Genomic DNA, 26235 nt, shown 5'->3' on the forward strand with positions numbered 1-26235 from the left:
CACTCCGATCCCTGTAAACTGCGCCTTTTTTGGCGCAAGCACGGAGAGCCCGGCATGTCCGCTTCGATCCTGTATATCCACGGTTTCAACAGCGCGCCTGCGTCGAACAAGGCCAGCCAGTTGATCCGCGTGATGGACACCCTCGGCTTGGCCGAACAACTGCGCGTGCCGGCCCTGCATCATCACCCTCGCCAGGCGATTCCTCAATTGGAGGCGGCCATCGCAGAACTGGGGCGGCCGCTGCTGGTCGGCAGCTCGCTCGGCGGCTACTATGCAACCTGTCTTGCCGAGCGCCATGGCCTCAAGGCGCTGCTGGTCAACCCGGCGGTCAGCCCCCATCGGATGTTCGACGGTTACCTGGGCACCCAGAAGAATCTCTATACCGATGAAACCTGGGAACTGACCCACGATCACGTCACGGCGCTGGCCGAGCTGGAAGTCCCGGCGCCCCAGGATGCCGCGCGTTATCAGGTGTGGTTGCAGACCGGGGACGAAACCCTGGATTATCGCCTCGCCCAGCAGTATTACCGGGCCTGTGCCTTGCGCATCCAGGCCGGTGGCGACCACGGTTACCAGGGGTTTGCCCGGCAGTTGCCGGCGTTGTTGAGCTTTGCCGGCATTGGCGCGGATCAGTATCAATCCTTCGATTTCTCGGCACTGTAATTGCCTTGGAAACCGCAGGTCACTTTTTAATCGAACGACTCACGACGAGACCCCATGGCCACTCCCAGCGCTAGCTCTTATAACGCCGACGCCATCGAAGTCCTCTCGGGCCTCGACCCGGTGCGCAAACGCCCCGGCATGTACACCGACACCAGTCGGCCGAACCACCTTGCCCAGGAAGTCATCGACAACAGCGTCGACGAAGCCTTGGCCGGGCACGCCAAGTCGGTGCATGTCATTCTCCACGCTGACCACTCCCTGGAAGTGTCCGACGACGGTCGCGGCATGCCGGTGGACATTCACCCGGAAGAGGGGGTGTCGGGCGTCGAGCTGATCCTCACCAAGCTGCACGCCGGCGGCAAGTTCTCCAACAAGAACTACCAGTTCTCCGGCGGCTTGCACGGTGTCGGTATTTCCGTGGTCAACGCCCTGTCGACGTTGGTGCGGGTGCGGGTCAAGCGCGACGGCAACGAATACGAGATGACCTTCGCCGATGGCTACAAAGCCACCGACCTGCAGGTGATCGGCACCGTTGGCAAGCGCAACACCGGCACCAGCGTGTACTTCGCCCCGGACCCGAAATACTTCGATTCGCCGAAATTCTCCGTCAGCCGCCTCAAGCATGTGCTCAAGGCCAAGGCCGTGTTGTGCCCGGGCCTGCTGGTCACCTTTGAAGACAAAGGCAGCGGCGAAAAGGTCGAGTGGCACTACGAAGACGGCCTGCGCTCCTACCTGGAAGACGCCGTCAGCGATTTCGAACGCCTGCCCAACGAGCCGTTCTGCGGCAGCCTGGCCGGGAACAAAGAAGCCGTCGACTGGGCGCTACTGTGGTTGCCTGAAGGCGGCGACAGCGTGCAGGAAAGCTACGTCAACCTGATTCCCACCGCCCAGGGCGGCACCCACGTCAACGGCTTGCGCCAGGGCCTGCTCGACGCCATGCGCGAGTTCTGCGAATACCGCAGCCTGCTGCCGCGCGGCGTGAAGCTGGCGCCGGAAGACGTGTGGGAGCGCATCGCGTTCGTGCTGTCGATGAAAATGCAGGAGCCGCAATTCTCCGGCCAGACCAAAGAGCGTTTGTCGTCCCGCGAGGCGGCGGCGTTTGTCTCCGGTGTGGTCAAGGATGCGTTCAGCCTGTGGCTCAACGAGCACCCTGAGTTGGGCCTGGCCCTGGCGGAACTGGCGATCAACAACGCCGGCCGTCGCCTCAAGGCCAGCAAGAAGGTCGAGCGTAAACGCATCACGGCGGGCCCGGCACTGCCGGGCAAGCTGGCCGATTGCGCCGGGCAGGACCCGATGCGCTCCGAGCTGTTCCTGGTGGAAGGTGACTCCGCCGGCGGTTCCGCCAAGCAAGCGCGGGACAAGGAATTCCAGGCGATCCTGCCGTTGCGCGGCAAGATCCTCAACACCTGGGAAGTCGACGGCAGCGAAGTCCTGGCCAGCCAGGAAGTGCACAACATCGCCGTGGCCATCGGCGTCGACCCCGGCGCGGCGGACATGAGCCAGTTGCGCTACGGCAAGATCTGCATCCTCGCCGACGCCGACTCCGACGGCCTGCACATCGCCACCTTGCTGTGCGCGCTGTTCGTGCAGCACTTCCGCCCGTTGGTGGACGCCGGTCACGTCTACGTCGCGATGCCGCCGCTGTACCGTATCGACCTGGGCAAGGAGATTTTCTACGCCCTCGACGAAGGCGAGCGCGATGGCATCCTCGACCGCCTGATCGCCGAGAAGAAACGCGGCAAGCCGCAGGTCACGCGATTCAAAGGCCTGGGTGAGATGAACCCGCCGCAACTGCGCGAAACCACCATGGACCCGAACACGCGGCGCCTGGTGCAGTTGACCCTGGACGACTTCGCTGCCACTTCGGAAATGATGGACATGCTGCTGGCGAAGAAACGCGCGCCGGATCGCAAGTCCTGGCTGGAGTCCAAGGGCAACCTCGCCGAGGTCCTGGGCTGATGCGTACAGGTTTCGCCCTGGCGATCCTGATGTTGAGCGGGTTGGCGGCCACCCAGGCGGTCGCCGCGCCCGTGGCTGAGCTCAAGCTGGTGTCCGAACACCCGGTGGACGGCATGCGCGGCGGTAACCTGTCGGGCCTGGCTTTGTGTGGCAACGCGTTGTGGACGGTTTCCGACCGCGACGACGACCAGATCTACCGCCTGGATATCAGCGCGCCGACCTGGCAGGCCGAAACGGTGAAGCTCGACGTGCCGCCCGTGCCTGACTCCGGCCTGCCCTGGGGGCTGCGTTCGCGCACCAAGGCGGCGTCGCTGATTCGCGGTGGCGACCTGGATTTTGAAGGCATCAGTTGCGATGCCGCGGGTAACCGCTACGTGGTCAGCGAAGCCCATGCGGCGGTGCTGAAAGTGCCGGCGAGCGGTGCGCCCGAGTGGTTGAAGATCGCCCCCGGCATGGTGCGTGAAGCCCGCGCCAGCGGCATGTTGCTGCATTTCAATGCGTTGTTCGAAGGCCTCGCGGTGAACCCCGAAGGCAATCAGATCTGGCTGGCGGCGGAGCGTGAGCGGCGCGGGCTGATTTCCATCAAGCGCCAGCAAAGCGTGTGGGATTGCGCGGGGGCGTGCGTGCTGTTGAGCGAGGCTGGCCAGGAAGTGCAGCCGGCGCAGTTCCCCAGTGCCAAGGCGGTGTCCAAGGACTTTTCCGACTTGGCGCTGTTCAACGGTAAGTTGTTTACCCTGGAGCGCAATGCGTTCCAGATTTGTCGGCGCGATGCGGTCACGGCCAAGGTCGAGCTGTGCTGGTCGTTCGCCGACGAGACCCTGACGCCCGAACGGCGCTACGCCCAGCCTTATGGCCTGGCCGAAGCCCTGGTGCTGGATGCAGACGGTGCCTGGTTGGGCATCGATAGTAATTTCGGCGCTCGCGCCGATGGCGAAAAACGCCCGGTGGTCTATCGTTTCGCCGCCCCCGCCGGTGGCTGGAGCGCCCAGCCATGAGCCACCCCTGTTTTGAATTGACCCGGCGCCGCGGCATTTCCGCTGCGCCTTACCAAACAATGATGAGGCCCGCATGAGTGACATCCTCGCAGACAGCTTAGACGGCGTAGAACGCCGGTCGCTGGCTGACTTCACCGAAAATGCCTACCTCAACTACTCCATGTACGTGATCATGGACCGTGCCTTGCCGCATATCGGCGACGGCCTGAAGCCCGTACAACGGCGCATCATCTACGCCATGAGTGAGTTGGGCCTGGACGCTGATTCCAAGCACAAGAAGTCGGCGCGTACCGTCGGTGACGTGCTCGGTAAGTTCCACCCCCACGGCGACTCGGCCTGCTATGAAGCCATGGTGCTGATGGCCCAGCCGTTCAGCTACCGCTACACGCTGGTGGATGGCCAGGGGAACTGGGGTGCGCCGGATGATCCCAAGTCTTTCGCGGCCATGCGTTACACCGAGGCGCGCCTGTCGCGTTATTCGGAAGTGCTGCTCAGCGAACTGGGCCAGGGCACCGCGAACTGGGGCCCGAACTTCGACGGCACCCTCGACGAGCCCCTGGTGTTGCCGGCACGTTTGCCGAACATCCTGCTCAATGGCTCCACCGGTATTGCCGTCGGCATGGCCACCGACGTACCGCCGCACAACCTGCGGGAAGTCGCCACGGCCTGCGTGCGCTTGCTCGATGAACCCAAAGCCACGGTCGAGCAGCTCTGCGAGCACATCCAGGGCCCGGATTACCCGACCGAAGCGGAAATCATCACGCCGCGTGCCGACCTGCTGAAAATGTACGAAACCGGCAAGGGCTCGGTGCGTATGCGCGCCGTGTACCACGTCGAAGACGGCGACATCATCGTCACCGCGTTGCCGCATCAAGTGTCCGGCGCCAAGGTGCTGGAACAGATCGCCGCGCTGATGCAGGCCAAACCGTCGAAATTGCCGCAGGTCGCTGACCTGCGCGACGAGTCCGACCACGAAAACCCGTGCCGCATCGTGATTATTCCGACCAACAGCCGGGTCGACCATGAAGTGCTGATGCAGCATCTGTTCGCCAGCACGGACTTGGAGTCCAGCTACCGGGTCAACATCAACATCATCGGCCTGGACGGCAAGCCGCAGCTGAAGAACCTGCGCAATCTGCTGGTGGAGTGGCTGGAGTTCCGCGTCCAGACCGTGCGTCGTCGCCTGCAGTTCCGCCTGGACAAGGTCGAGCGCCGCCTGCACCTGTTGGACGGCTTGCTGATTGCCTACCTCAACCTGGATGAAGTGATCCATATCATCCGTACCGCCGAGCACCCGAAAGCCGAGCTGATCGCGCGTTTCGAGCTGAGCGAGATCCAGGCCGACTACATTCTCGACACCCGCTTGCGTCAGTTGGCGCGATTGGAAGAAATGAAGCTGCGCGACGAACAGGACGCGTTGCTCAAGGAGCAAGCCAAGCTGCAAGCCCTGCTGGGCAGCGAAACCAAGCTCAAGAAGCTGGTGCGCAGCGAGCTGATCAAAGACGCCGAGACCTATGGCGACGACCGCCGTTCACCGATCGTTGAGCGCGCCGAAGCGAAAGCGCTGACAGAAACCGAGCTGCTGCCAAACGAGAAAATTACTGTCGTTCTGTCGGAAAAGGGTTGGGTCCGTTCCGCCAAGGGGCATGATATCGATGCGACCGGCTTGTCGTACAAGGCTGGCGACGGCTTCAAGACCGCCGCCGCCGGGCGGTCCAACCAGTTTGCGGTGTTTATCGACTCCACCGGGCGCAGTTACTCGGTGCCGGCCCACACCTTGCCGTCTGCGCGCGGGCAGGGCGAGCCGTTGACCGGGCGCCTGACGCCGCCACCGGGGGCGAGTTTCGAATGCGTGCTGCTGCCGGACGACGACTCGCTGTATGTGATCGCCTCCGACGCGGGTTACGGCTTTGTGGTCAAGGGTGAAGACCTGCAGGCCAAGAACAAAGCCGGTAAAGCACTGTTGAGCCTGCCGAATAACGCCAAGGTGATCCCGCCGCGGCCGGTGGACGATCGCGAGGGTAATTGGCTGGCGTCGGTGACCACAGAAGGGCGTTTGCTGGTGTTCAAGATCAGCGACTTGCCGCAGTTGGGCAAAGGCAAAGGCAACAAGATCATTGGTATTCCCGGCGAGCGGGTGGCCAGTCGCGAAGAGTACGTGACAGACATCGCAGTGATCCCGGAAGGTTCTACCCTGGTGCTCCAGGCCGGCAAGCGCACGTTGTCGCTGCGCCCTGACGACCTTGAGCATTACAAGGGCGAGCGTGGCCGACGCGGTAATAAACTGCCTCGTGGCTTCCAGCGCGTGGATGCTTTACTGGTGGAAACGCCGGTTTAGCGCGGATTAGAGCTCTTGATCTACGATTTAACGCGTAGATCGACGCTTTCGCGCTGGAGTCATGGCGCATATTCACGGATGATATGGCCTTTCCAGCGCCGGCGTGGCCGAGCGTGTTTAGGTTATTTTTAGTATTACATTGTGGTTTGCCTTGTGGCAGCCGCCTGGATGGGATGATGACTGCTCCACGCCTTCCTTTTATTTTTATGCTCGCTGGCCTTCTGGGGTTGGCGGGTTGCAGCACGCACCAGCCGGTGTCGCTGTACCAGCTGGACAGCGGAAGTCCCGCTCAGCCAGCTCAATCGGCCGGCATGGCCGTCTTGCTGGGCCCGGTCGTCGTCGCTGACTACCTGCAACGCGAAACATTGCTGCAACGTCAGAACGACGGCAGCCTGCAAGGTTCCACCGATGGTCGTTGGGCGGGCAGTTTGTCGTCCGACATCAATCAACTGATGTTGCGCCAGGTGGCGGGTCAGTTGGACAGTCAGCGTGTGGTCCTGGCGCCTGCGCCCGCCGGTTTTTCCCCGGATGTGCAGGTGTTGCTGACCATTACCCGACTCGACTCCGGCACCTCGCAACCGGCGATCCTCGATGCGCAATGGCGCTTGATCGACCGCCGCGGCCAGGTGCGTGATAGCCGCATCGTGCATCTGCAGGAAGAGCATGCCGGCACCACGGCGTCCCAGGTCCAGGCCCAGGGCGTGCTGTTGCAGCATCTGGCGCAGCAGTTGTCGGTGGCCCTCAAGCCATTGGCCAACCAGCCACCAGTCGCCGAGGCGCCGCGCAAGCAAGCGCCGGTACAGGCCAAACCGGCGGCTCCGGGGAAACCGAAAATGCCGATGGCTACGCCGATCCGCACGGATATGGAAGTGTTCAGGTTCTGATCTGAATGGCCCCAACCCAAAAGGCCCGCTTATTCAGCGGGCCTTTTTGTTTGTGCGCGTTTTACTTGAGGCTTGTGGCGTCCAAATGTGGGAGGGGCTTGCCCCCGATAGCGATGTGTCAGTTGCCGCCGTTTTGACTGACACGCCGTCATCGGGGGCAAGCCCCCTCCCACATTGGTTCAATGGTGTCCCTAGGGCTTGACGCGGGACTCGTGCATTCGCGCCAATTGCCGCTCCAGCATCGACGGATACGGCTCCATCAAGCGCTCTACGCAACTGGCGCCCTCGGGGCTGGCAATCGGACGGATGCGCGCGCGTTGGCGGATCAGCGTGTCTTCGCTGATCTTGCGCTCCACCAGCAGCAGGTTGCGGCTGTGTTGGGACAAGGCCAGGGCGTCCTGGGCGATTTCGGTCAGCAGCAGGTCGATCTGGGTCATGCCGAACAGGTCGTCGCCAACGGTCAGGCCCAGTTGCAGTTGCAGCGTGATGCCGCTGTCGGCCACTTCGATCTGCAGCTCATGGCCCAGGGCGCGCAGCAGTTCGCCGCAGCAGATGGCGTTAGTCAGGTAGTCTTCGCCGCTGTCTTCGCTGTGGAACAACATCAATGTGCTGCCATCATTCAGGGTGTGCAGCTCGCTCTGGTAGAGCGAGGCGGCCTGGTCGAGGCAGTCGCGGTAGCGTTCCAGCAATTCCGTCAGGCGGGCGCGGGGCAGGCGGCGCAGTTGGTCCTGGGCACCCAGTTGCACGGCCAGGACCGCACTGTGTTGGGGTTCGGCGTTCTTTGCCGGCACGGGCTTCGGCGCGACAGCCGGGCTGCTGGCCGAGGTGTCGCGCAGGTCGGCGAACGGGTCTTCGTCGTCCAGCTCGTCTTCTTCGGCCTTGATTACATGGCGTGGCGCAGGCTTCAGGCCCGCGACCGGCGCGCTTTCGTCAAAGCCCGGGTCGCGCAGGTTGCGCACTTCAAAGGCAGGTTCGTCGTAATCGCTGTCGTCGAACTCGGGCTCGGGTTCAACCTCGTGTACCACAGGTTCCGGGGCGAAGCTGGCGTGAAGCTGGCGCGCAAGGTCGCCGATCTCGTCCTGACGATCGGTGGCCGGGGTGTGCTCGTCGATATCCCGCAGCCAGATGCGCAGTTGCATCAACGGCGTGGAGATATGCCGCCCCAGGCGCAGGCTCAAGGCCAGGGCCAGCGCCAGCAGGATCGCGCTGAGGATGCCCATGCTTTGCAGGCTGATGGTCATCGGCTGCTGGAATTGCTGCATGTCCAGGCTGATGCGCAATTGGCCGGCTTTCACATCCTGAAACGTGATATTGCTCTGGTACAGGCCTTCGGCCTCACCCAGCAGGCCGTTTTTCGGGCGTTGCCCGGCTTCGGCCATGATCCGGTTGTCCACGCTGTAGATGGCGGCGTGGGCCACCAGCGGGTTCTTGGTCAGGTTGTTGAGCAGCACGTTGAGGCTGAGGATGTCGTTGGACACCAGCAGCTCGGTCGCCGAGGTGGCGGTCTGGGTGGTCAAGCTCTCGCCCAGGGCATCGGCTTGTTCGTGCATGGCCTGTTTGAACTGCAAACCCATCACGCAGGCGTAGATCACCAGGGCCAGGGCGACCAGGATCACGTTATGGCTGGCGATGCGTAATGCGATCGGTACACGGCGGTGGCGCAGTGCCCGGAAGATCAGCAGGAAGAAGTTGTCGGTTTTTACTGGCGTGGGCCGGTTCACTTGAGCTCGGCTCTTTAGTCCGTGAAGTTGACGCGCAGTATAGCGACAGGCCCAAGACCGGCAAAGCGCTGGCTGTGCCCGATGGTCACTGAAAGTGGGTAGAATGCGGTTTTTTCCAGCCTGGGGGTGCGCTTTGCGCGAAATTGTCCTGATTAACATCACGGGGGAAGACCGGCCAGGTCTGACCGCCGCCATTACCGGTGTTCTGGCCCAGGGTGGTGTGAACATTCTCGACATCGGCCAGGCGGTGATCCACGACACCCTGTCCTTCGGGATTCTGGTGGAAATCCCCAGCACCGAGCAGGCGTCGTCTGTCCTCAAGGACATCCTGTTTACCGCGTACAAGCTGGATCAGCAGGTGCGTTTCACCCCGGTGTCCGAAGAGGATTACCGGCATTGGGTGTCCGGCCAGGGCAAAAAACGCCATATCGTGACCTTGCTGACCCGCAAGGTGACGGCCGAGCAGTTGCAGCGCGTCAGCTCGATCACCGCGCAATATGGCTTGAATATCGACCATATCGACCGTCTGTCGGGCCGCATGCCATTGGACACGCCAGATGACCAGGGCAAGGGCTGCATCGAGTTTTCCGTGCGCGGCGAACCGGCCGATCCCCAAGCCTTGCGTGCCGACTTCCTGAGCGTGGCCCAAGAGCTGAATGTCGATATCGCCTTCCAGGAAGATTCGCTGTTCCGCCGCAACCGCCGCCTGGCGGTGTTCGACATGGACTCCACGCTGATCGAAGCCGAAGTCATCGACGAACTGGCCAAGGCTGCCGGTGTGGGTGAGCAAGTCTCCGCGATCACCGAGCGCGCCATGGCCGGCGAGCTGGATTTCCGCGCCAGCTTCAAGGAGCGCCTGGCGTTGCTCAAGGGCCTGGATGTCAGCGTGCTGGATTCGATCGGCGCCTCCCTGCGCCTGACCGAAGGCGCCGAAACCCTGTTCGCCGAACTCAAGCGCCTGGGCTACAAGACTGCGATCCTGTCCGGCGGCTTCAGCTACTTCGCCAAGCAATTGCAGGCCAAGCTGGGCATCGACTATGTGTTCGCCAACGAGCTGGAAGTGGTGGATGGCAAGGTGACCGGCGTGGCCGTGGAGCCGATCGTCGACGCGCAGCGCAAGGCCGACTTGCTGCGGGAATTGGCTCACAAGGAAGGTTTGCGTCTGGAGCAGACCATTGCGGTCGGCGACGGTGCGAACGACTTGCCGATGCTGGCGATTGCCGGGTTGGGCGTGGCGTTCCGCGCCAAGCCGCTGGTCAAGCAATCGGCCAAGCAGGCGATTTCGACCCTTGGGTTGGACGGAGTGCTGTATCTGTTGGGCTTTCGCGACCGCGACGGGCAGCTCTAACTGAAACAATGCGCTTAAAAATGTGGGAGGGGGCTTGCCCCCGATGGCGGTGGCTCAGCTACAAATAAGTGACTGACCCACCGCTATCGGGGGCAAGCCCCTCCCACATTGGATCTTTGCAGGTTTCGGATCAGGCTTTCGGCAATGCGATACCCTGGCCCATCTGCACTGGCGAACCCGCCACCAGTGTTTCTGCCCACTTCACCTGATCCGGCCCGAACAGCACGATCGCGGTCGAACCCAGCTTGAAGCGACCCAGCTCTGCGCCTTTCTCCAGGTGAATCGGCGCACGCGCGGCTTCGTCGTAGCGGAAGGTTTTCAGCTCGCGCTTGGGCGGCGTGACCAGGCCGGCCCACACGGTTTCGATCGACGCCACAATCATCGCGCCCACCAACACCACGGCCATCGGGCCGCGTTCGGTGTCGAACAGGCAGACAACCCGCTCGTTACGCGCAAACAGCTCCGGCACGTTTTCGGCGGTGGTCTGGTTGACCGAGAAAATCCGCCCTGGCACGTAGACCATCTCGCGCAAGGTGCCCGCCAGTGGCATATGCACCCGGTGGTAGTCTTTCGGCGACAGGTAAATGGTGGCGAAATCGCCGCCCATGAACGGCGTAGCCATGGCCGCATCGCCGCCCAGCAATTCCAGCACGCTGAAACTGTGGCCCTTGGCCTGGAACACGCGACCATGCTCGATCGGGCCGAGCTGGCTGACTGCGCCATCGGCCGGGCTCAGCACGGCGCCCGGGGTTTGATCGAGTGGGCGCGCGCCGTCTTTCAGGGCGCGGGTGAAGAACGCGTTGAAGTGTTCGTAGGCGCTCAGGTCTTCAACCAGGGCCTGGGACATGTCCACTTGATAGCGCTTGGCGAACCAGGCGGTGAACGCGTTCTTGAACCAGCGCACGCGGCACTCGGCAATGCAGCCGGCCAGGCGCGACAGCAAGTGGTGCGGCAGCAAGTACTGGCTGAGGATGAACAACTGCTTTTTCATTAACTGTCCTTAAACCTTAAATCTCGACGGGGGTGTCGGGGTGGTTGCCCCATTCGCCCCAGGAACCGGCATAACCTTTGACTCGCGGATAACCGAGCGCCTTGGCCACCAGGTAGGTGAAGCCAGAGCGGTGGTGAGTCTGGCAGTGGGTGATGATTTCTTTGTCGCGGGTCAGCCCGAGGTTTTCGAGGATCTGCGGCATGTCGCGGCGGATGCGCAGGTTGCGCGCCTTGTCCATGCCGGCAGTCCACTCGAAGTTCACGGCGCCGGGGATGTGACCGCCCTTGGCTGCCAGGACCTTTTCGCCGGAATATTCCAGCGGGCCGCGTGCGTCCCAGATGCCCAGGTCGGCGGCGCCGAGACGGCTTTGCAGGTATTCGCGGGTCGCGGTGGGGCCGTCATGCAGGGTGAGGCTGACAGGCCCGCCAGCCGGGGCCGGCACCTCGGTGGACAGCGGGAGCTGGTCTGCCAGCCACGCCAGCAGGCCGCCGTCGAGGTAGTGGTATTTCGTGTGGCCGATCACATCGAGCAGCCAGATGAAACGTCCGGCCCAGCCACCGCCTTCGTCGTCGTAGACCACGTAGGTCGCGTCCGGGGTGTGGCCCAGCTCGCCGAACAGTTTTTCCAGGTCTGCCTTGTTCGGCAGCAGGCCGGGGGCTGGCGGCTGGCCCAGTTGGGTGCGCTTGGGGTCAACGAAATGCGCGCCGGGGATATGCCCTTCGGCGTAGCGGGCGGCGCTGGTGAGGTCCACCAGAATCAGTTGGTCGGCATCAAGGCGGCCAAGCAGGTCGCTGGGTTCGATCACCAGCGGCAAGCCAGAGAAGTCAGGCATGTGAGGTCTCCTGGGCACAAATGTTGGCGATAAAAGAGGGCGATTGTAGCGCAAGCATCAGCCGGTGCGGTTGGTAAAGCTGTGCAGGGCTTTCTCGATGCATTGAGCGGTTTTGCCAAAGGCCTGCACGGTGGTTTCCGAGAACGGCCCGCCGCCCTGGTCGGCGATCATCAGCATGACCACCCGGCCGTTGCAGCTCAGTGAGCGCAACAGCAGGTGTTCACCGTTGAACAGGCGACGCAGGATCGGCGGCAACAGGGCGGCAAATTGCGCGTGGTTGTCGGGCGTGAGGCGCACCTGGGCGGATTTTTCCAGCATGCGTTGCAGCAGCGTGCTGTTGACCACGTCCAGGCTCAAGTTCGCGGCGTCCTTCGGCAGGCCGGCGGCCTGGTGGACGCGCAGGGTGCTCAGGGCGCGATCGGCCATGAACAGCAAGACGCGCTGCATGCCGCTGGCCTCCAGGGCTTCCTTGGCGCAGGTAGTCAGGTGCATGGCGTTGGCGAAGCGGCTTGGCTCCACCAGCAGTTCGGTGCAACGGCTGCGCCAGACGGCCAGGGCCTCGGCGGTCGGCGGCGGTGCGGGCAGCAGGCCGTGATGGATTTTCTGTACATTCCACGGCCAGATCAGCGACAGCGCCGGGTGCCAGAGGTCGGGCATCAGGGTTGCACGAGCGCTGATCACCGCTTGCTGGTGAACCTGTTGCTGCACCTCGCTCAACGGCTGTTGCAGGTACAGCGCGGTGAGGTATTGCCAGCGCTCGGTATGCGGGCAGGTCCAGGATTCCTGGGCCGACATCGCCAGGCCGTTGGCCAGCAACACCGTATTGGCCGGCTGGTTCAGCCAGCGCCGCAAACTGGGCTCGGCATCCAGCAGTTGTTGCTGGCGCAGTGGGTCGTCTTCCCGGGCGATGCGCAATGCCTTGACCAGCAAGCGTTGCTCGGTCAGCAGCAGGTGATAGCCCTGGGATACCCAGATCGGCAGGTGCCAGGTTTCGGTCAGGCCAAGGCACAGGTCGAGCAGGCGCACGCCGAACAATTCCTGTTCGACCTGACGCGCCGATTGGCCTTTGTGGATTACCCGCAGTTCCCATTCGTCCAGGAGCTTGGGGTAGGCCACAGCCATCGGCCACAACGGCGCCAGGAACAGCAGGCTGCCCCAATGAATGTCTTGCCACAACCGCGCCAGGCGGCTGGCGAACAAGCCGCTGGCTTGCTGCGACGCGTGGCGGCTGACCAGCACCAGTTGGCGAAAGGCGACGGGGATTTCATTCATCGGCACCGACGGCAGCCGTTCCAGCAGGTCCTCGGCGCGTTTGAGGCCGAGACGGTTAAGCGCCACCTCAAGGTTTTCTGCCGGTTCCGCCATGCTGCCATGGGTGTGGCTGTTGGCCTCGCGCATTACGCTGAGTACCAGCGACGGGCTGTTCTGCATCAGCTCAGCAATATCTCGCAAAGAACTGCGGCTATCGCGGATGGCTTTGCACACGCGCTCGTGGCTGGCCTGGGGAACGGGCAACCGGACTTCGTCCAGGCACTTGATCCAAGCGGCGAGAGAGATGGGTCTTACAGATGGGGCTGTCTTTTCATTGGCCATGATTGGGGCGCGATCATCACTTACTTCAACACGCCCTGAACGGGCCGAACTGGCTTTTCGCCTTGACGGCCTATAGTCTGGCGCAGTTTTGCCGATAAGTAGAACAAGAGTTTTTCAGTTACCCCAAATATGTCCATGAACCCGACGGCGCAAGTACAAAACCCCTATGGCTAAAATAATCGGCATCATCGTCGTCTTTGCAAGTGTGCTCGGTGGCTATGTCCTGTCTCACGGCAAGATTGCAGCGTTGATCCAGCCCTTCGAAGTGATGATTATTGGCGGCGCGGCATTCGGCGCATTCTTGCAGGCCAACCCCGGCTACATGACCATGCACGTGATCAAGAAGTCGCTGGGCATGTTCAGCTCGCGCTTCTCCCACACCTTCTACATGGAAGTGCTGGGCCTGGTTTATGAGATCCTCAACAAGAGTCGCCGTGAAGGCATGATGGCCATCGAAGCGGACATCGAAGACGCTGCAGCGAGCCCGATTTTCGCCAAGTACCCGGCAGTGCTCAAAGACGAGCGCATGACCGCCTACATCTGCGATTACCTGCGCATCATGTCCTCCGGCAACATGGCTCCCCACGAGCTGGAAGGCCTGTTCGACATGGAACTGTTCAGCCTCAAGGAAGAGCTGGAGCACCCGTCCCACGCCGTCACCGGTATTGCCGACGGCATGCCCGGCTTCGGTATCGTTGCGGCGGTACTCGGTATCGTGGTGACCATGGCCTCCCTCGGCGAGGGCGACCAGGCGGCCATCGGCATGCACGTAGGTGCGGCGCTGGTGGGTACGTTCTTCGGTATTCTCGCGGCCTACGGTTTCTTCGGTCCGCTCGCCACCTCCCTGGCCCACGATGCCAAGGAAGAAGTCAATCTGTATGAAGCGATCAAGGCCAGCCTGGTGGCTTCGGCCTCCGGCATGCCGCCTTCGCTGGCGGTGGAATTCGGTCGCAAGGTGCTGTACCCGAAACATCGCCCGAGCTTTGCCGAGTTGGAACAAGCGGTTCGCGGTCGCTAAGCCATGGAAAACAACCAGCCGATAATCATCAAGCGCGTCAAGCGCTTCGCTGCGGGGCACCATGGTGGCGCCTGGAAAATCGCCTTCGCCGACTTTGCAACGGCGATGATGGCGTTCTTCCTGGTGCTGTGGCTGATGTCCACCGCGACCCCCGAGCAGAAGATCGCCATCGCCGGTTACTTCAAAGACCCGATCGGCTTCTCGGAAAGCGGCACACCCTTCGTGATCGACCTGGGCGGTTCGCCGCAGTTGGCGCCGGAGCGCACCATCAACCCTGAGGTCAAGACCGAGGCGCCGCAGGAAAAAATTCCGATCGAGCGCGACACCGTCGAGAGCCTGGCCGAACAGGTCGAGCAGGAACGCCTCGAATTGTTGCTGAAGGAATTGCAGACCAAGGTCGAAGAAAACCCGCAGTTGCTGAAATTCAAGGATCAGATTTCCTTCGAAATCACGCCAGATGGCTTGCGCATTCAGATCACCGACGCCGCCAACCGGCCGATGTTCGACTCTGGCAGTGCGCGGTTGAAGCCGTACTTTGAAGACATCCTGCTGGCCATGGCCGACACCATCAAGGCGGTGCCGAACAAGATCAGCATCAGCGGTCACACCGATGCCAAGCCGTATTCGGGGCAGGGCGACTTCGGCAACTGGGAGCTTTCGGCCAACCGCGCCAACGCCGCCCGACGTGCGCTGGTGGCCGGCAGCTACCCGGACTCGCAGGTGGCGCGGGTGGTGGGTTTCGCTTCGTCGCAGCTGTTTGATTCGAAGGACCCATTCAACCCGATCAACCGTCGGATCGATATCGTTGTGCTGACCAAAAAGGCCCAGCGCGCGATTGAAGGTGATCAGCCGCCACCGCCACCGCCCCCAGATACGGGCACGCAGGGCGCAGCACCGGCCGACCCGAACGCGATCCCGCCGGGGCAGGAACCGTTGCCGGCGCATGAGTTGCGGCAGAAGCTGAACCTGTTCGAGGGCGGCGGGATGAAAGACCCTACGGTGCCGGGTACGGGATCGTAAGCTGTATACGACAAGGCCGCGATAAACGCGGCCTTGTCGTATGTGCTGTTTAGTAACTGCTCTCGGGCAAACTCGCAATAATCGACCGATAGCTGTTCATCCGTTGCTGCTGCACGCGGCCATCTTCCAACGCCTTGAGCAGGGCACAACCGGGTTCGCGGTCGTGTTTGCAGTCGCGGAAGCGGCAGGTGCCGATCAGGTCGTTGAACTCGATGAAACCGGCTTCCACGTCGCTGCGGCTGACATGGCCGAGGCCGAATTCACGAATGCCCGGGGAGTCGATCAGCTCACCGCCGCCGGGGAAGTGGAACAACCGCGCGGTGGTGGTGGTGTGGGTGCCCTGGCCGGACAGCTCCGACAGCGGGCCGACACGGGTGTCGACTTCCGGCAGCAGGCTGTTGACCAGCGAGGACTTGCCCACGCCAGACTGGCCGACGAACACGCTGATGCGCCCGTCCAACTGGTGTTGCAGTTGTTCCATGCCATTGCCGTGATGAGCCGACACTTCCAGCACCGGGTAACCCAGGGTGCGGTAGACCGCCAGCAACGCGTTGAGCGCCGGGGCGTTCTGTTCGTCGATCAGGTCGAACTTGTTCAGCAACAACAGCGGGCGAATGCCGGCATGCTCGGCGGCGACCAGGTAACGGTCGATCAGGTTGGCATGAGGCTCGGGCAGCGGTGCGAAGACGATGACGATCATGTCGACGTTGGCCGCCACCGGCTTCAACTGGCCGCGACTGTCGGGACGGCGCAGTTCGGTGGTGCGGGGCAGTTGCGCGACGATCACGCCGATGCCTTGGTTGCCGGCACGCCACACCACTCGGTCGCCGGTCACCAGCGCCGGCAGGTTGGCGCGCAGGTGGCAGCGGAAGACCTGGCCGGCGAGTTCGCCTTCGAGCGCCTCAACCTCGACCTGCACACCAAAGTGCGCGATCACCAGGCCCGTTTGTTCGGGGCCCAGGTCGCCGCCCTCGAGCGCTTCCACGGCGGAGGATTCACGTTTGGCGGCGCGTGCGGCGCGTTCGCCCTGAATCTTTTCGATGCGCCAGTTTTGGCGACGGTTGAGCTGGCGTTTGGCCATTGGTGTTCCGTGTCGATAATGCAAAGGTTGGGTGAAACGGTCGCGAGTCTAGCACGGCCCCGCCTGCTAAACTGCGCAGCTACGCCAAGGTGCCAAGAGAATCAAGCCATGCAAAACCCACAGAATCTGATTTGGATCGATCTGGAAATGACCGGTCTGAACCCCGACACCGACGTCATCATCGAGATGGCGACCATTGTCACCGACAGCAACCTCAACACCTTGGCCGAAGGTCCGGTGATCGCCATCCACCACAGCGACGCCGTCCTCGCCACCATGGACGAGTGGAACACCCGCACCCACGGCAACTCCGGCCTGACCCAGCGCGTGCGCGACAGCCGTGTCAGCATGGCCGAAGCCGAAGCCGAAACCATCGCCTTCCTGGAAAAGTGGGTGCCCAAGGGCAAGTCGCCGATCTGCGGTAACAGCATCTGCCAGGACCGCCGCTTTCTTTATAACCACATGAAGGCGCTGGAAAGCTACTTCCACTACCGCAACCTGGATGTGTCCACGCTCAAGGAGCTGGCCGCGCGCTGGGCGCCGGAAGTCAAAGACAGCTTCCATAAAGGCAGCACTCATTTGGCGCTGGATGACATTCGTGAGTCGATCGCCGAGTTGCAGCACTACCGCAAGCACTTCATCAAGGCCTGATGCTTGGGGGCGCCTCGGTCTTTCGCCAAGCGCCCTCTTTTGGTGCCGTCAGCAAATGATTAGACTGCGCGCCTCTTTATAAGGATCGCCATCATGCTGCTGATGCTCTACCTCGTCGCCATCACCGCCGAAGCTATGACTGGCGCTTTGTCTGCCGGTCGGCGCGGCATGGATTGGTTTGGCGTGGTGTTGATCGCCTGCGTGACGGCGTTGGGTGGCGGTTCGGTGCGCGATGTGCTGCTCGGGCATTACCCGCTGACCTGGGTCAAACACCCGGAATACCTGGTGCTGACCTCCGTCGCCGCGCTGGTGACGATCTTTATCGCGCCGCTGATGCGCCGCCTGCGCTCGCTGTTTCTGGCGCTGGATGCCGTGGGGTTGGTCGCCTTTACCCTGATCGGCTGCATGACCGCCCTGGAAATGGGCCACGGTATGTTGGTGGCGTCAGTCAGCGGCGTGATCACCGGGGTGTTCGGCGGGATCCTGCGGGATATTTTCTGCAACGACATCCCGCTGATCTTTCGCCGTGAGCTGTACGCCAGCGTGTCATTCCTCGCCGCTTGGTTCTACTTGCTGTGCCTTTACCTGCAATTGCCGGGCGAGCAGGCGATTATGCTCACCCTGTTCAGCGGCTTTCTCCTGCGCCTGCTGGCGATCCGTTTTCACTGGGAAATGCCCAAGTTCATCTACAACGACGACGTTCATTGACGCTCGGCATGCTGCTTCAGCGCCCATTCCACATGTTCGCGTACCAGCTCCGACGGGTAGTCCCGGCGCGCCTTCAAGGCTTCCAGCACCGGAATACTCGATGGCGCATTGCCCAGGCCCACCGCCAGGTTGCGCAGCCAGCGCTCGTAACCCGCACGGCGTAGGGGCGAGCCTTCGGTGCTGCTGAGGAATTTTTCCTCGTCCCACATGAACAGTTCGGCCAATTGCGCGTTATCCAGGTTGTGTCGTGGCTTGAAATCGCTTTCGGCGGTGGTGCGGGCGAAACGATTCCATGGACAAACGATCTGACAGTCATCGCAACCGAAAACCCGGTTGCCGATCAGCGGGCGCAAGTCTTCGGGGATCGCGCTCTTGAGTTCGATGGTCAGATAGGAAATGCAGCGCCGCGCGTCCAGCACGTAGGGCCCGACGAACGCGTTGGTCGGGCAGATATCCAGACAGGCGGTACAGCGGCCGCAGTGCTCGGTGGCGTGGGGCGGATCGACCGGCAGCGGCAAGTCGACAAACAGCTCGCTGAGGAAGAAGTAGCTGCCGGCCTTGCGATTGAGGACCAGGGTGTTTTTGCCGATCCAGCCCAGCCCGGCTTTCTCGGCGATGGCTTTCTCCAGCACTGGCGCGCTGTCGACAAAGGCGCGAAAGCCGAAGGGGCCGATTTGTGCCTGGATGCGTTCGGCCAGTTGCTGCACGCGCTTGCGGATCAGTTTGTGGTAGTCGCGGCCCAGGGCGTAACGGGAGATGTAGGCTTTTTCCGGTTGGGCCAGCCGTTGCGCCATGTGCGTGTCGCCGGGCAGGTAATCCATGCGCAGCGAGACCACGCGCAAGGTGCCCGGCACCAACTCGTCGGGGTGCGAGCGTTTGCTGCCGTGGGCGCCCATGTATTCCATCTCGCCGTGGTAGCCCGCGTCGAGCCAGCGTTGCAGGTGCTGTTCATGCTCGGCCAGGTCCAGGCCGCTGATGCCGACTTGTTGAAAGCCCAGCTCGCGGCCCCAGTCTTTGATCGATTGGGCTAGCGCGGGCAGATCGGAAGTAATAGCAGGCATGAGACACGGGAAACCACAGGTTAGATGAGTATAATTCTGCCAGACATCGGAGCTTGAAGACGCATGCCGCAGACAAAACACGCAATAACCGACGTTCAGCCCCTGTTGCCCGGCAATTTGCCGCAACTGGCTGCGCGTTCCCCGGACGCCCATAAAGGCCGCTTCGGTCACCTGCTGGTCATCGGCGGCGACCGAGGCTTTGGCGGCGCTGCGTTGCTCAGTGCCGAAAGTGCGCTGCGCAGCGGGGCGGGCATGGTGTCCCTGGCGACTCGCCTTGAACATGTGCCCGCCGCGCTGGCGCGCGTGCCGGAAGTCATGAGCGTCGGCGTGAGTTCGGCCAACCAATTGATGGGTTTGCTCGAAAAGATCTCGGTTATCGTCATTGGCCCGGGCCTGGGCCATGCCGCCTGGGGCAAGAGCCTGCTGTCCGTCGCCGCCAACGCCAAGCAGCCGCAAGTCTGGGACGCCGATGCCTTGAACCAGTTGGCGACCGGCAGCGTCAGTCTTCCCGCCAACTGCGTGATCACCCCGCATCCGGGCGAAGCGGCGCGCTTGATGGGTATTTCGACAGCCGAGGTTCAGGCGGATCGTCTTAAGGTGGCGCGCGCGTTGAGCCAGAAATTCAATGCAGTGGCTATTCTCAAGGGGGCGGGCAGTCTGATCGCCAGCCCGGACGGTCGCGTCGCGCGATGTGACCAAGGCCATCCGGCCATGGCGACCGCGGGGCTCGGCGACGTATTGGCCGGCCTGGTGGGCGCGTTACTGGCACAGGGCATGCCCGCTTATGAAGCCGGCTGCCTGGCCGTGTGGCTGCACGCCACGGCGGGAGCCCGGCAGGGCACCTTTGGCCGCGGCCTGGCGGCCAGTGATCTGATACCTGCCATTCGTCAATTGCTCGAGGAACAGTCGCCGTGCCTGAAGTAAACCTTTTCCTGGCGGATGAAGCGGCAATGGTCGCCTTCGGTCATCGGATTGCCCAGGTGACAGGCGGCGCGGGGCTGATCTTTCTCGAGGGCGACCTGGGGGCGGGCAAGACCACGCTGTCGCGGGGCATCATTCGCGGGTTGGGCCATGCTGGGGCGGTGAAAAGTCCGACCTTTACGCTGGTCGAGCCTTATGAGATCGAGGCGACAAGGGCCTTCCACTTTGATCTCTATCGTCTGGTGGACCCCGAAGAGCTGGAGTACATGGGGATTCGGGATTATTTCGAGGATGACGCGCTGTGCCTGATCGAGTGGCCAGATAAAGGCACAGGCTTTTTGCCAAAGCCGGACCTGACCATTACCATTACGCCGCATGAGCACGGACGTCGGCTGAAGTTGTTGCCCCAGGGTGCGCGCGGTGAGTCGTGGTGCGCTGCTCTGGCATTGGAATTCAAATAATTGGTGGGGTTAGGTATGCGCTTTCGCGCGTTGGTTGCTGTCGTAGGGGTGTTGCTTGCGGCAATGACTGTCAATGCTCTGGCTGCTTCACAGGTGAAGAGTGTTCGCCTGTGGCGAGCGCCGGATAACACGCGACTGGTGTTCGACCTGTCTGGCCCGGTCCAGCACAGCGTCTTTACCCTGACGGCGCCTGATCGCCTGGTGATCGACATCAACGGTGCGACCCTGGCCGCGCCGCTGAAAATCTCCACTGCCAACACGCCGATTACCAGCATGCGTTCGGCCCAGCGCACGCCGAGCGATCTGCGCGTGGTCATCGACCTGAAAAAGGCCGTGACCCCGAAAAGTTTCTCCCTGGCGCCCAACGCCCAATACGGCAACCGCCTGGTGGTCGACCTGTTCGACAACGCCGCCGATGCCGCACCGCCGCCCGCGCCGACGCCGAGCGTGGCGACCGTGCCGGTCAACCCGTCGCAACCGCAGGTCAAGTTGCCACCGCCGCCGCCAGCGCCAGCGGGTAAACGCGACATCATCGTGGTGATCGACGCCGGTCACGGTGGTGAAGACCCGGGCGCTTCCGGCTCGCGTGGCCAGCATGAAAAAGACGTGGTGTTGGCCATCGCCCGTGAATTGCAGCGCCAGGTCAACGGCATGAAAGGTTATCGCGCCGAGCTGACCCGTACCGGCGACTACTTCATCCCGCTGCGCGGTCGCACCGAAATTGCGCGCAAGAAGGGTGCCGACCTGTTCGTCTCGATCCATGCCGACGCCGCGCCGTCGGCTGCCGCCTTCGGCGCCTCGGTGTTTGCCCTGTCGGATCGCGGCGCCACGTCCGAGACGGCCCGCTGGCTGGCTGACAGTGAAAACCGTTCCGACTTGATTGGCGGGGCCGGCAACGTGTCCCTCGACGACAAGGACAAGATGCTCGCCGGTGTACTGCTCGACCTGTCGATGACCGCCTCGCTGACCTCCAGCTTGAACGTCGGGCAGAAAGTCCTGAGCAACATCGGTCGCGTGACATCGCTGCACAAACAGCGCGTGGAGCAGGCCGGGTTCATGGTGTTGAAATCGCCGGACATCCCGTCGATCCTGGTGGAAACCGGGTTCATTTCCAACGCCAACGAAGCCTCGAAACTGGCCAGCGCCAGCCATCAGCAGGCATTGGCACGTTCCATCAGCTCCGGCGTGCGCCAGTTCTTCCAGCAGAACCCGCCACCGGGCTCGTATGTCGCCTGGCTGCGCGACTCCGGGAAAATCGCCCAGGGCCCACGTGACCATCGTGTACAGCCTGGCGATACCCTCGCCATGTTGGCGGTGCGCTTCCAAGTGTCGTCTGCGACGTTGCGCAGCGCCAACCACCTGAAAACCGATGAGCTGAAAGTCGGCCAGGTGTTGACCATCCCCGGCACTGAATTGGCGGCACAGTAATGAGCGAATCGATCCTCAACAGCGGCTCGCGCATCGAACTGCTCAGCCCGCGCCTTGCCAACCAGATTGCGGCGGGCGAGGTGGTCGAGCGGCCGGCGTCGGTGATCAAGGAGTTGCTGGAAAACAGCATCGACTCCGGCGCCAAGCGCATCGATGTCGATGTGGAGCAAGGCGGCGTCAAGCTGCTGCGGGTGCGTGACGACGGCAGCGGCATCTCCTCCGATGACCTGCCGCTGGCCCTGGCGCGGCACGCCACCAGCAAGATTCGCAACCTGGAAGACCTGGAGCGGGTGATGAGCCTGGGCTTTCGCGGTGAGGCCCTGGCCTCGATCAGTTCCGTGGCGCGCCTGACGCTGACCTCCCGCACGCGCAGCGCCGACCAGGCCTGGCAAGTGGAAACCGAAGGCCGCGACATGGCGCCTCGGGTCCAGCCGGCTGCGCATCCGGTGGGCACTTCGGTGGAAGTGCGTGACCTGTTCTTCAACACCCCGGCGCGGCGCAAATTCCTCAAGGCCGAAAAAACCGAATTCGATCACCTGCAGGAAGTCATCAAGCGCCTGGCCCTGGCGCGCTTCGACGTGGCATTCCACCTGCGCCACAACGGCAAGACCATCCTCAGCCTGCACGAAGCCAACGATGACGCCGCGCGCGCTCGGCGGGTGGCGGCGGTGTGCGGCGCGGGGTTCCTGGAGCAGGCGCTGCCGATTGAAATCGAACGTAATGGCCTGCGCCTGTGGGGTTGGGTGGGGTTGCCGACGTTCTCCCGCAGCCAGGCGGACTTGCAGTATTTCTTTGTGAACGGCCGGGCGGTGCGCGACAAGCTGGTGGCCCACGCGGTGCGCCAGGCGTATCGCGACGTGCTGTTCAATGGGCGGCACCCGACGTTTGTGCTGTTTTTCGAGGTCGACCCATCGGTGGTCGACGTCAACGTACACCCGACCAAGCATGAAGTGCGCTTCCGTGACGGGCGCATGGTGCATGACTTCCTCTACGGCACCTTGCACCGCGCGCTGGGCGATGTGCGCCCGGATGACCAGCTGTCCGCGCCGATCGTGACGGCGGTGGTTCGTCCGAGCGGCCCGCAAGCCGGCGAGTTCGGTCCGCAGGGCGAAATGAGCCTGGCGGGCAACCTGCTGCAGTCGCCGCAACCCCAGCCGAGCTACACGGCGCCGGGTTCGGGGTCGGGGGCGGGCTATCAGTATCAATACACCCCGCGTCCGCAATCGGCGGTGCCGGCGGCCGAGGCCCAGGCGGCCTATCGTGAATTCTTTGCGCCGCTGCCGGGCGCCGAGCCGAGCGCGGTCGCGTTGCCCGAAGGTGGCGGGGATATTCCGCCACTGGGCTATGCATTGGCGCAGCTCAAGGGCATCTACATCCTTGCGGAAAACGCCCATGGCCTGGTGCTGGTGGACATGCACGCGGCCCACGAACGGATCATGTACGAGCGCCTGAAAATCGCCATGGCCAGCGAAGGCCTGAGCGGCCAGCCGCTGTTGGTGCCGGAATCCCTGGCGGTCAGCCAGCGCGAAGCCGATTGTGCCGAAGAGCACGCCAGCGTGTTCCAGAAACTCGGTTTTGAACTGCAACGCCTGGGCCCGGAAACGCTGGCGATCCGCCAGATTCCCGCGCTGCTCAAGCAAGCCGAGGCCAACCGGTTGGTGGCCGACGTCTTGGCGGACCTGATGGAGTACGGCACCAGTGATCGTATCCAGGCGCACATCAACGCGCTGCTCGGCACCATGGCCTGCCACGGCGCGATCCGCGCCAATCGCCGCCTGGCCTTGCCGGAAATGAACGGCCTGCTGCGCGACATGGAAAACACCGAGCGCAGCGGACAATGCAACCATGGCCGACCGACCTGGACCCAAATGGGCCTGGACGATCTGGACAAACTGTTCTTGCGCGGCCGCTGATGAGTGCCTTGCCCCCCGCGATCTTCCTGATGGGCCCCACGGCCGCCGGCAAGACCGACCTGGCTATCGAGCTGAGCAAAGTGCTGCCCTGCGAGCTGATCAGCGTCGACTCGGCCCTGGTTTATCGCGGCATGGACATCGGCACGGCCAAGCCTTCGAAGGAGTTGCTGGCGCAATATCCGCACCGCTTGATCGACATCATCGACCCCGCGATGAGCTATTCGGCGGCGGATTTTCGCAGCGATGCCCTGGCGGCCATGGCCGATATCACTGCGCGCGGCAACATCCCGCTGCTGGTGGGCGGCACGATGCTCTACTACAAGGCTTTGCAGGAAGGCCTGGCGGATATGCCGCCGGCCGACGCCCAGGTGCGCGCCGAGCTCGAAGAGGAAGCGGCGCGCCTTGGCTGGCAAGCCTTGCACGAGCAACTGGCGGCGGTCGATCCGGTGTCCGCCGCGCGCATCCACCCCAACGATCCGCAGCGCCTCAGTCGAGCTCTGGAAGTCTGGCGGGTAAGTGGTCAGACCATGACCGAGCATCGGCAGCGACAATCTGCGCAAAGTGCTGACGCAGGCGCATCGGGGCGCTCACAATTGCCCTATACTGTGGCGAATCTGGCGATTGCTCCGGCAAATCGCCAGGTGCTGCATGAACGAATTGCACAAAGATTCACAATTATGTTGGAACAGGGGTTCGTGGAGGAGGTCGTAGCACTGCGTTCAAGAGGTGACCTGCATCCGGGGTTGCCTTCGATACGTGCTGTAGGCTATCGCCAAGTCTGGGATCATCTGGATGGCAAGCTGACGTCAGCCGAAATGCAGGAGCGCGGCATCATTGCCACGCGCCAATTGGCGAAGCGCCAGTTCACCTGGCTGCGCAGCTGGAGCGATTTGCACTGGCTGGACAGCCTGGACAGCGACAATCTGTCACGCGCCTTGAAATACTTGGGAACGGTCTCCATATTGAGCTGAGTCCTTGCAATTGCCGTCTATCCTTGGGGGTGTGACGGCCATAAGCTATTTATTTTCCGATTTTTTATTATTGATCCTTAAAGGAGTGCGGCACATGTCAAAAGGGCATTCGCTACAAGACCCTTACTTGAATACTTTACGTAAAGAGAAAGTGGGGGTTTCCATCTACCTGGTCAACGGTATCAAGCTGCAAGGTACGATCGAATCGTTCGACCAGTTCGTTATCCTGCTGAAAAACACCGTCAGCCAAATGGTTTACAAGCACGCTATCTCGACAGTCGTTCCCGTCCGTCCAATCCGTCTGCCTAGCGCGACTGATGGCGAACAGGGTGACGCTGAGCCAGGTAACGCCTGATAGGAGTCTCCTTTGTTCTTTGAGCGCCACGGTGGTGGTGAGCGAGTGATCCTCGTTCACTTGGATGGACAGGACCCTGAGGCGCGCGAAGATCCGCAGGAGTTTCAGGAGTTGGCTAATTCGGCCGGCGCCGAGACCGTTGCGTTTTTTAACGTGCCGCGTCATCGGCCAACCGCCAAATACCTGATTGGCAGCGGCAAGGTCGAGGAACTGCGCGACCTGGTCCATGCCGAACAGGCCGATCTGGTGATCTTCAATCACATCCTCACGCCCAGTCAGGAGCGTAACCTCGAACGTGTTTTCGAGTGTCGCGTGATCGACCGTACCGGCCTGATTCTCGATATTTTCGCCCAACGCGCGCGTACCCATGAGGGCAAGCTCCAGGTTGAACTGGCCCAGCTTGACCACATGAGCACCCGGCTGGTGCGCGGCTGGACTCACCTTGAGCGTCAGGGTGGCGGTATCGGCATGCGTGGCCCGGGCGAGACCCAGCTGGAAACCGACCGGCGACTGTTGCGGGTTCGCCTGCGTCAGATCAAGGGCCGGCTGGAAAAAGTCCGCAGCCAGCGCGAACAATCGCGACGTGGCCGCAGCCGTGCGGATATCCCGACCGTTTCCCTGGTGGGTTACACCAACGCCGGCAAGTCCACGCTGTTCAACAACTTGACCAAGTCGGACGTGTACGCGGCCGACCAACTGTTCGCGACCCTCGACCCGACCCTGCGTCGCCTGGAACTGGCCGACCTGGGGCCGATCGTGCTGGCCGACACCGTGGGCTTCATTCGGCACTTGCCGCACAAGCTGGTCGAGGCGTTTCGGTCTACGCTCGAAGAGTCGAGCAACTCCGACCTGCTGTTGCACGTGATTGATGCGGCCGAGCCGGATCGCATGTTGCAGATTGAACAGGTGATGGTGGTGCTGGGCGAGATTGGTGCCCAGGACTTGCCCATCCTCGAGGTCTATAACAAACTCGATTTGCTTGAAGGCGTTGAGCCACAAATTCAGCGCGACGAGGACGGCAAGCCCCAGCGGGTCTGGCTGTCGGCGCGTGATGGCCGGGGCCTGGACTTGCTCGAGCAAGCGATTGCCGAGTTGCTCGGCAACGATTTGTTCGTCGGCACCTTGCGCTTGCCTCAGCGTTTTGCTCGACTGCGTGCACAGTTTTTCGAGCTGGGCGCGGTACAGAAAGAAGAACACGATGAAGATGGCGTCAGCTTGCTGGCCGTTCGATTGCCGCGCTCGGAGCTGAATCGGCTGGTCAGTCGCGAAGGCGTTGTACCGACAGAGTTCATCGAGCAACACACTTTGCAATAAAAGCCTGAG

23 protein-coding genes are annotated in these 26235 nt (G+C 62.5%); 17 read left to right on the forward strand and 6 right to left on the reverse strand.

What is annotated here, in order from left to right; all coding sequences use genetic code 11:
- Positions 1-54 precede the first annotated feature (54 nt).
- From RGV59_RS08330 to RGV59_RS08350, 5 genes are all read left to right on the forward strand, one after another.
- Positions 55-663: a YqiA/YcfP family alpha/beta fold hydrolase gene (locus tag RGV59_RS08330; RefSeq protein WP_046490732.1), complete on the forward strand. Its 609-nt coding sequence runs from the start codon at positions 55-57 to the stop codon at positions 661-663.
- Positions 664-717: 54 nt separating this feature from the next.
- Positions 718-2622: a DNA topoisomerase IV subunit B gene (parE, locus tag RGV59_RS08335; protein ID WP_046384916.1), complete on the forward strand. Its 1905-nt coding sequence runs from the start codon at positions 718-720 to the stop codon at positions 2620-2622.
- Positions 2622-3617 (forward strand): esterase-like activity of phytase family protein, encoded by a 996-nt coding sequence (locus tag RGV59_RS08340; RefSeq protein ID WP_126585371.1) that lies wholly within the window; start codon positions 2622-2624, stop codon positions 3615-3617. Before parE ends, RGV59_RS08340 begins: the two co-directional genes overlap by 1 nt.
- A gap of 73 nt (positions 3618-3690) precedes the next feature.
- Positions 3691-5955, forward strand: a complete 2265-nt coding sequence (parC, locus tag RGV59_RS08345) for a DNA topoisomerase IV subunit A (RefSeq protein ID WP_126585372.1) — start codon at positions 3691-3693, stop codon at positions 5953-5955.
- A gap of 173 nt (positions 5956-6128) precedes the next feature.
- Positions 6129-6839 (forward strand): PqiC family protein, encoded by a 711-nt coding sequence (locus RGV59_RS08350; RefSeq protein WP_026140384.1) that lies wholly within the window; start codon positions 6129-6131, stop codon positions 6837-6839.
- Positions 6840-7030: 191 nt separating this feature from the next.
- Here the strand turns inward: RGV59_RS08350 and RGV59_RS08355 are convergent, their stop codons facing one another.
- Complete coding sequence (locus RGV59_RS08355; protein ID WP_017849772.1) at positions 7031-8560, reverse strand: AhpA/YtjB family protein; 1530 nt, start codon at positions 8558-8560, stop codon at positions 7031-7033.
- Positions 8561-8693: 133 nt separating this feature from the next.
- Between RGV59_RS08355 and serB the strand changes: the two genes are divergently transcribed.
- The gene (gene serB / locus RGV59_RS08360) at positions 8694-9908 is read left to right on the forward strand and encodes a phosphoserine phosphatase SerB (RefSeq protein ID WP_017849771.1); all 1215 of its coding nucleotides are present in this window, start codon (positions 8694-8696) and stop codon (positions 9906-9908) included.
- A gap of 130 nt (positions 9909-10038) precedes the next feature.
- Here serB and asd read toward each other — a convergent pair whose 3' ends face one another.
- From asd to RGV59_RS08375, 3 genes are read right to left on the reverse strand one after another with little or no spacing between them, the layout of a single operon-like run.
- A complete protein-coding gene (gene asd, locus RGV59_RS08365; RefSeq protein ID WP_126585373.1) occupies positions 10039-10899 on the reverse strand; it encodes an archaetidylserine decarboxylase in 861 nt (286 codons plus the stop codon).
- Positions 10900-10915: 16 nt separating this feature from the next.
- A complete protein-coding gene (gene rhdA, locus RGV59_RS08370; protein ID WP_046490724.1) occupies positions 10916-11731 on the reverse strand; it encodes a thiosulfate sulfurtransferase in 816 nt (271 codons plus the stop codon).
- Positions 11732-11788: 57 nt separating this feature from the next.
- Entirely contained in the window at positions 11789-13324 is a 1536-nt protein-coding gene (locus RGV59_RS08375; protein ID WP_026140383.1) for an HDOD domain-containing protein, read from the reverse strand.
- A gap of 166 nt (positions 13325-13490) precedes the next feature.
- Between RGV59_RS08375 and motA the strand changes: the two genes are divergently transcribed.
- Together motA and motB are read left to right on the forward strand one after the other, a co-directional pair.
- Positions 13491-14342, forward strand: coding sequence for a flagellar motor stator protein MotA (motA, locus tag RGV59_RS08380; RefSeq protein ID WP_017849767.1), 852 nt, complete (start codon positions 13491-13493; stop codon positions 14340-14342).
- 3 nt (positions 14343-14345) lie between these two features.
- Positions 14346-15362, forward strand: a complete 1017-nt coding sequence (gene motB / locus RGV59_RS08385) for a flagellar motor protein MotB (RefSeq protein WP_046490721.1) — start codon at positions 14346-14348, stop codon at positions 15360-15362.
- Between the two features lie 49 nt (positions 15363-15411).
- On the opposite strand, the gene rsgA is transcribed toward motB, so the two are convergent.
- Positions 15412-16443, reverse strand: coding sequence for a small ribosomal subunit biogenesis GTPase RsgA (rsgA, locus tag RGV59_RS08390; protein WP_017849765.1), 1032 nt, complete (start codon positions 16441-16443; stop codon positions 15412-15414).
- A gap of 108 nt (positions 16444-16551) precedes the next feature.
- Here rsgA and orn point away from each other — a divergent pair, with 108 nt between their 5' ends.
- Entirely contained in the window at positions 16552-17094 is a 543-nt protein-coding gene (gene orn / locus RGV59_RS08395; RefSeq protein WP_017849764.1) for an oligoribonuclease, read from the forward strand.
- A 90-nt stretch (positions 17095-17184) separates the two neighbouring features.
- Positions 17185-17802 carry a trimeric intracellular cation channel family protein gene (locus RGV59_RS08400; RefSeq protein WP_169850564.1) on the forward strand — a complete coding sequence of 206 codons (618 nt, stop codon included), beginning with the start codon at positions 17185-17187 and terminating at the stop codon, positions 17800-17802.
- Here the strand turns inward: RGV59_RS08400 and queG are convergent.
- Positions 17796-18863: a tRNA epoxyqueuosine(34) reductase QueG gene (gene queG, locus RGV59_RS08405; RefSeq protein WP_046490718.1), complete on the reverse strand. Its 1068-nt coding sequence runs from the start codon at positions 18861-18863 to the stop codon at positions 17796-17798. The two genes, RGV59_RS08400 and queG, sit on opposite strands and share 7 nt — an antisense overlap.
- Positions 18864-18926: 63 nt before the next feature.
- Here queG and RGV59_RS08410 point away from each other — a divergent pair, with 63 nt between their 5' ends.
- From RGV59_RS08410 to hflX, 7 genes are all read left to right on the forward strand, one after another.
- Positions 18927-19787 (forward strand): NAD(P)H-hydrate dehydratase, encoded by an 861-nt coding sequence (locus RGV59_RS08410; RefSeq protein ID WP_017849761.1) that lies wholly within the window; start codon positions 18927-18929, stop codon positions 19785-19787.
- Positions 19775-20245 (forward strand): tRNA (adenosine(37)-N6)-threonylcarbamoyltransferase complex ATPase subunit type 1 TsaE, encoded by a 471-nt coding sequence (gene tsaE / locus RGV59_RS08415; RefSeq protein ID WP_126585374.1) that lies wholly within the window; start codon positions 19775-19777, stop codon positions 20243-20245. The genes RGV59_RS08410 and tsaE overlap by 13 nt, the downstream gene beginning before the upstream one ends.
- 15 nt (positions 20246-20260) lie before the next feature.
- The gene (locus tag RGV59_RS08420; RefSeq protein ID WP_126585375.1) at positions 20261-21673 is read left to right on the forward strand and encodes an N-acetylmuramoyl-L-alanine amidase; all 1413 of its coding nucleotides are present in this window, start codon (positions 20261-20263) and stop codon (positions 21671-21673) included.
- Entirely contained in the window at positions 21673-23586 is a 1914-nt protein-coding gene (gene mutL / locus RGV59_RS08425) for a DNA mismatch repair endonuclease MutL (protein WP_126585376.1), read from the forward strand. Before RGV59_RS08420 ends, mutL begins: the two co-directional genes overlap by 1 nt.
- A complete protein-coding gene (gene miaA, locus RGV59_RS08430; protein WP_017849757.1) occupies positions 23586-24557 on the forward strand; it encodes a tRNA (adenosine(37)-N6)-dimethylallyltransferase MiaA in 972 nt (323 codons plus the stop codon). Before mutL ends, miaA begins: the two co-directional genes overlap by 1 nt.
- Before the next feature lie 94 nt (positions 24558-24651).
- Complete coding sequence (gene hfq, locus RGV59_RS08435; RefSeq protein WP_017849756.1) at positions 24652-24912, forward strand: RNA chaperone Hfq; 261 nt, start codon at positions 24652-24654, stop codon at positions 24910-24912.
- A gap of 12 nt (positions 24913-24924) precedes the next feature.
- Complete coding sequence (hflX, locus tag RGV59_RS08440; RefSeq protein ID WP_046384903.1) at positions 24925-26226, forward strand: ribosome rescue GTPase HflX; 1302 nt, start codon at positions 24925-24927, stop codon at positions 26224-26226.
- Positions 26227-26235 lie beyond the last annotated feature (9 nt).

The organism is Pseudomonas sp. FG1 (assembly GCF_034313875.1).
GTDB classification, from domain to species: Bacteria; Pseudomonadota; Gammaproteobacteria; order Pseudomonadales; family Pseudomonadaceae; genus Aquipseudomonas; species Aquipseudomonas veronii.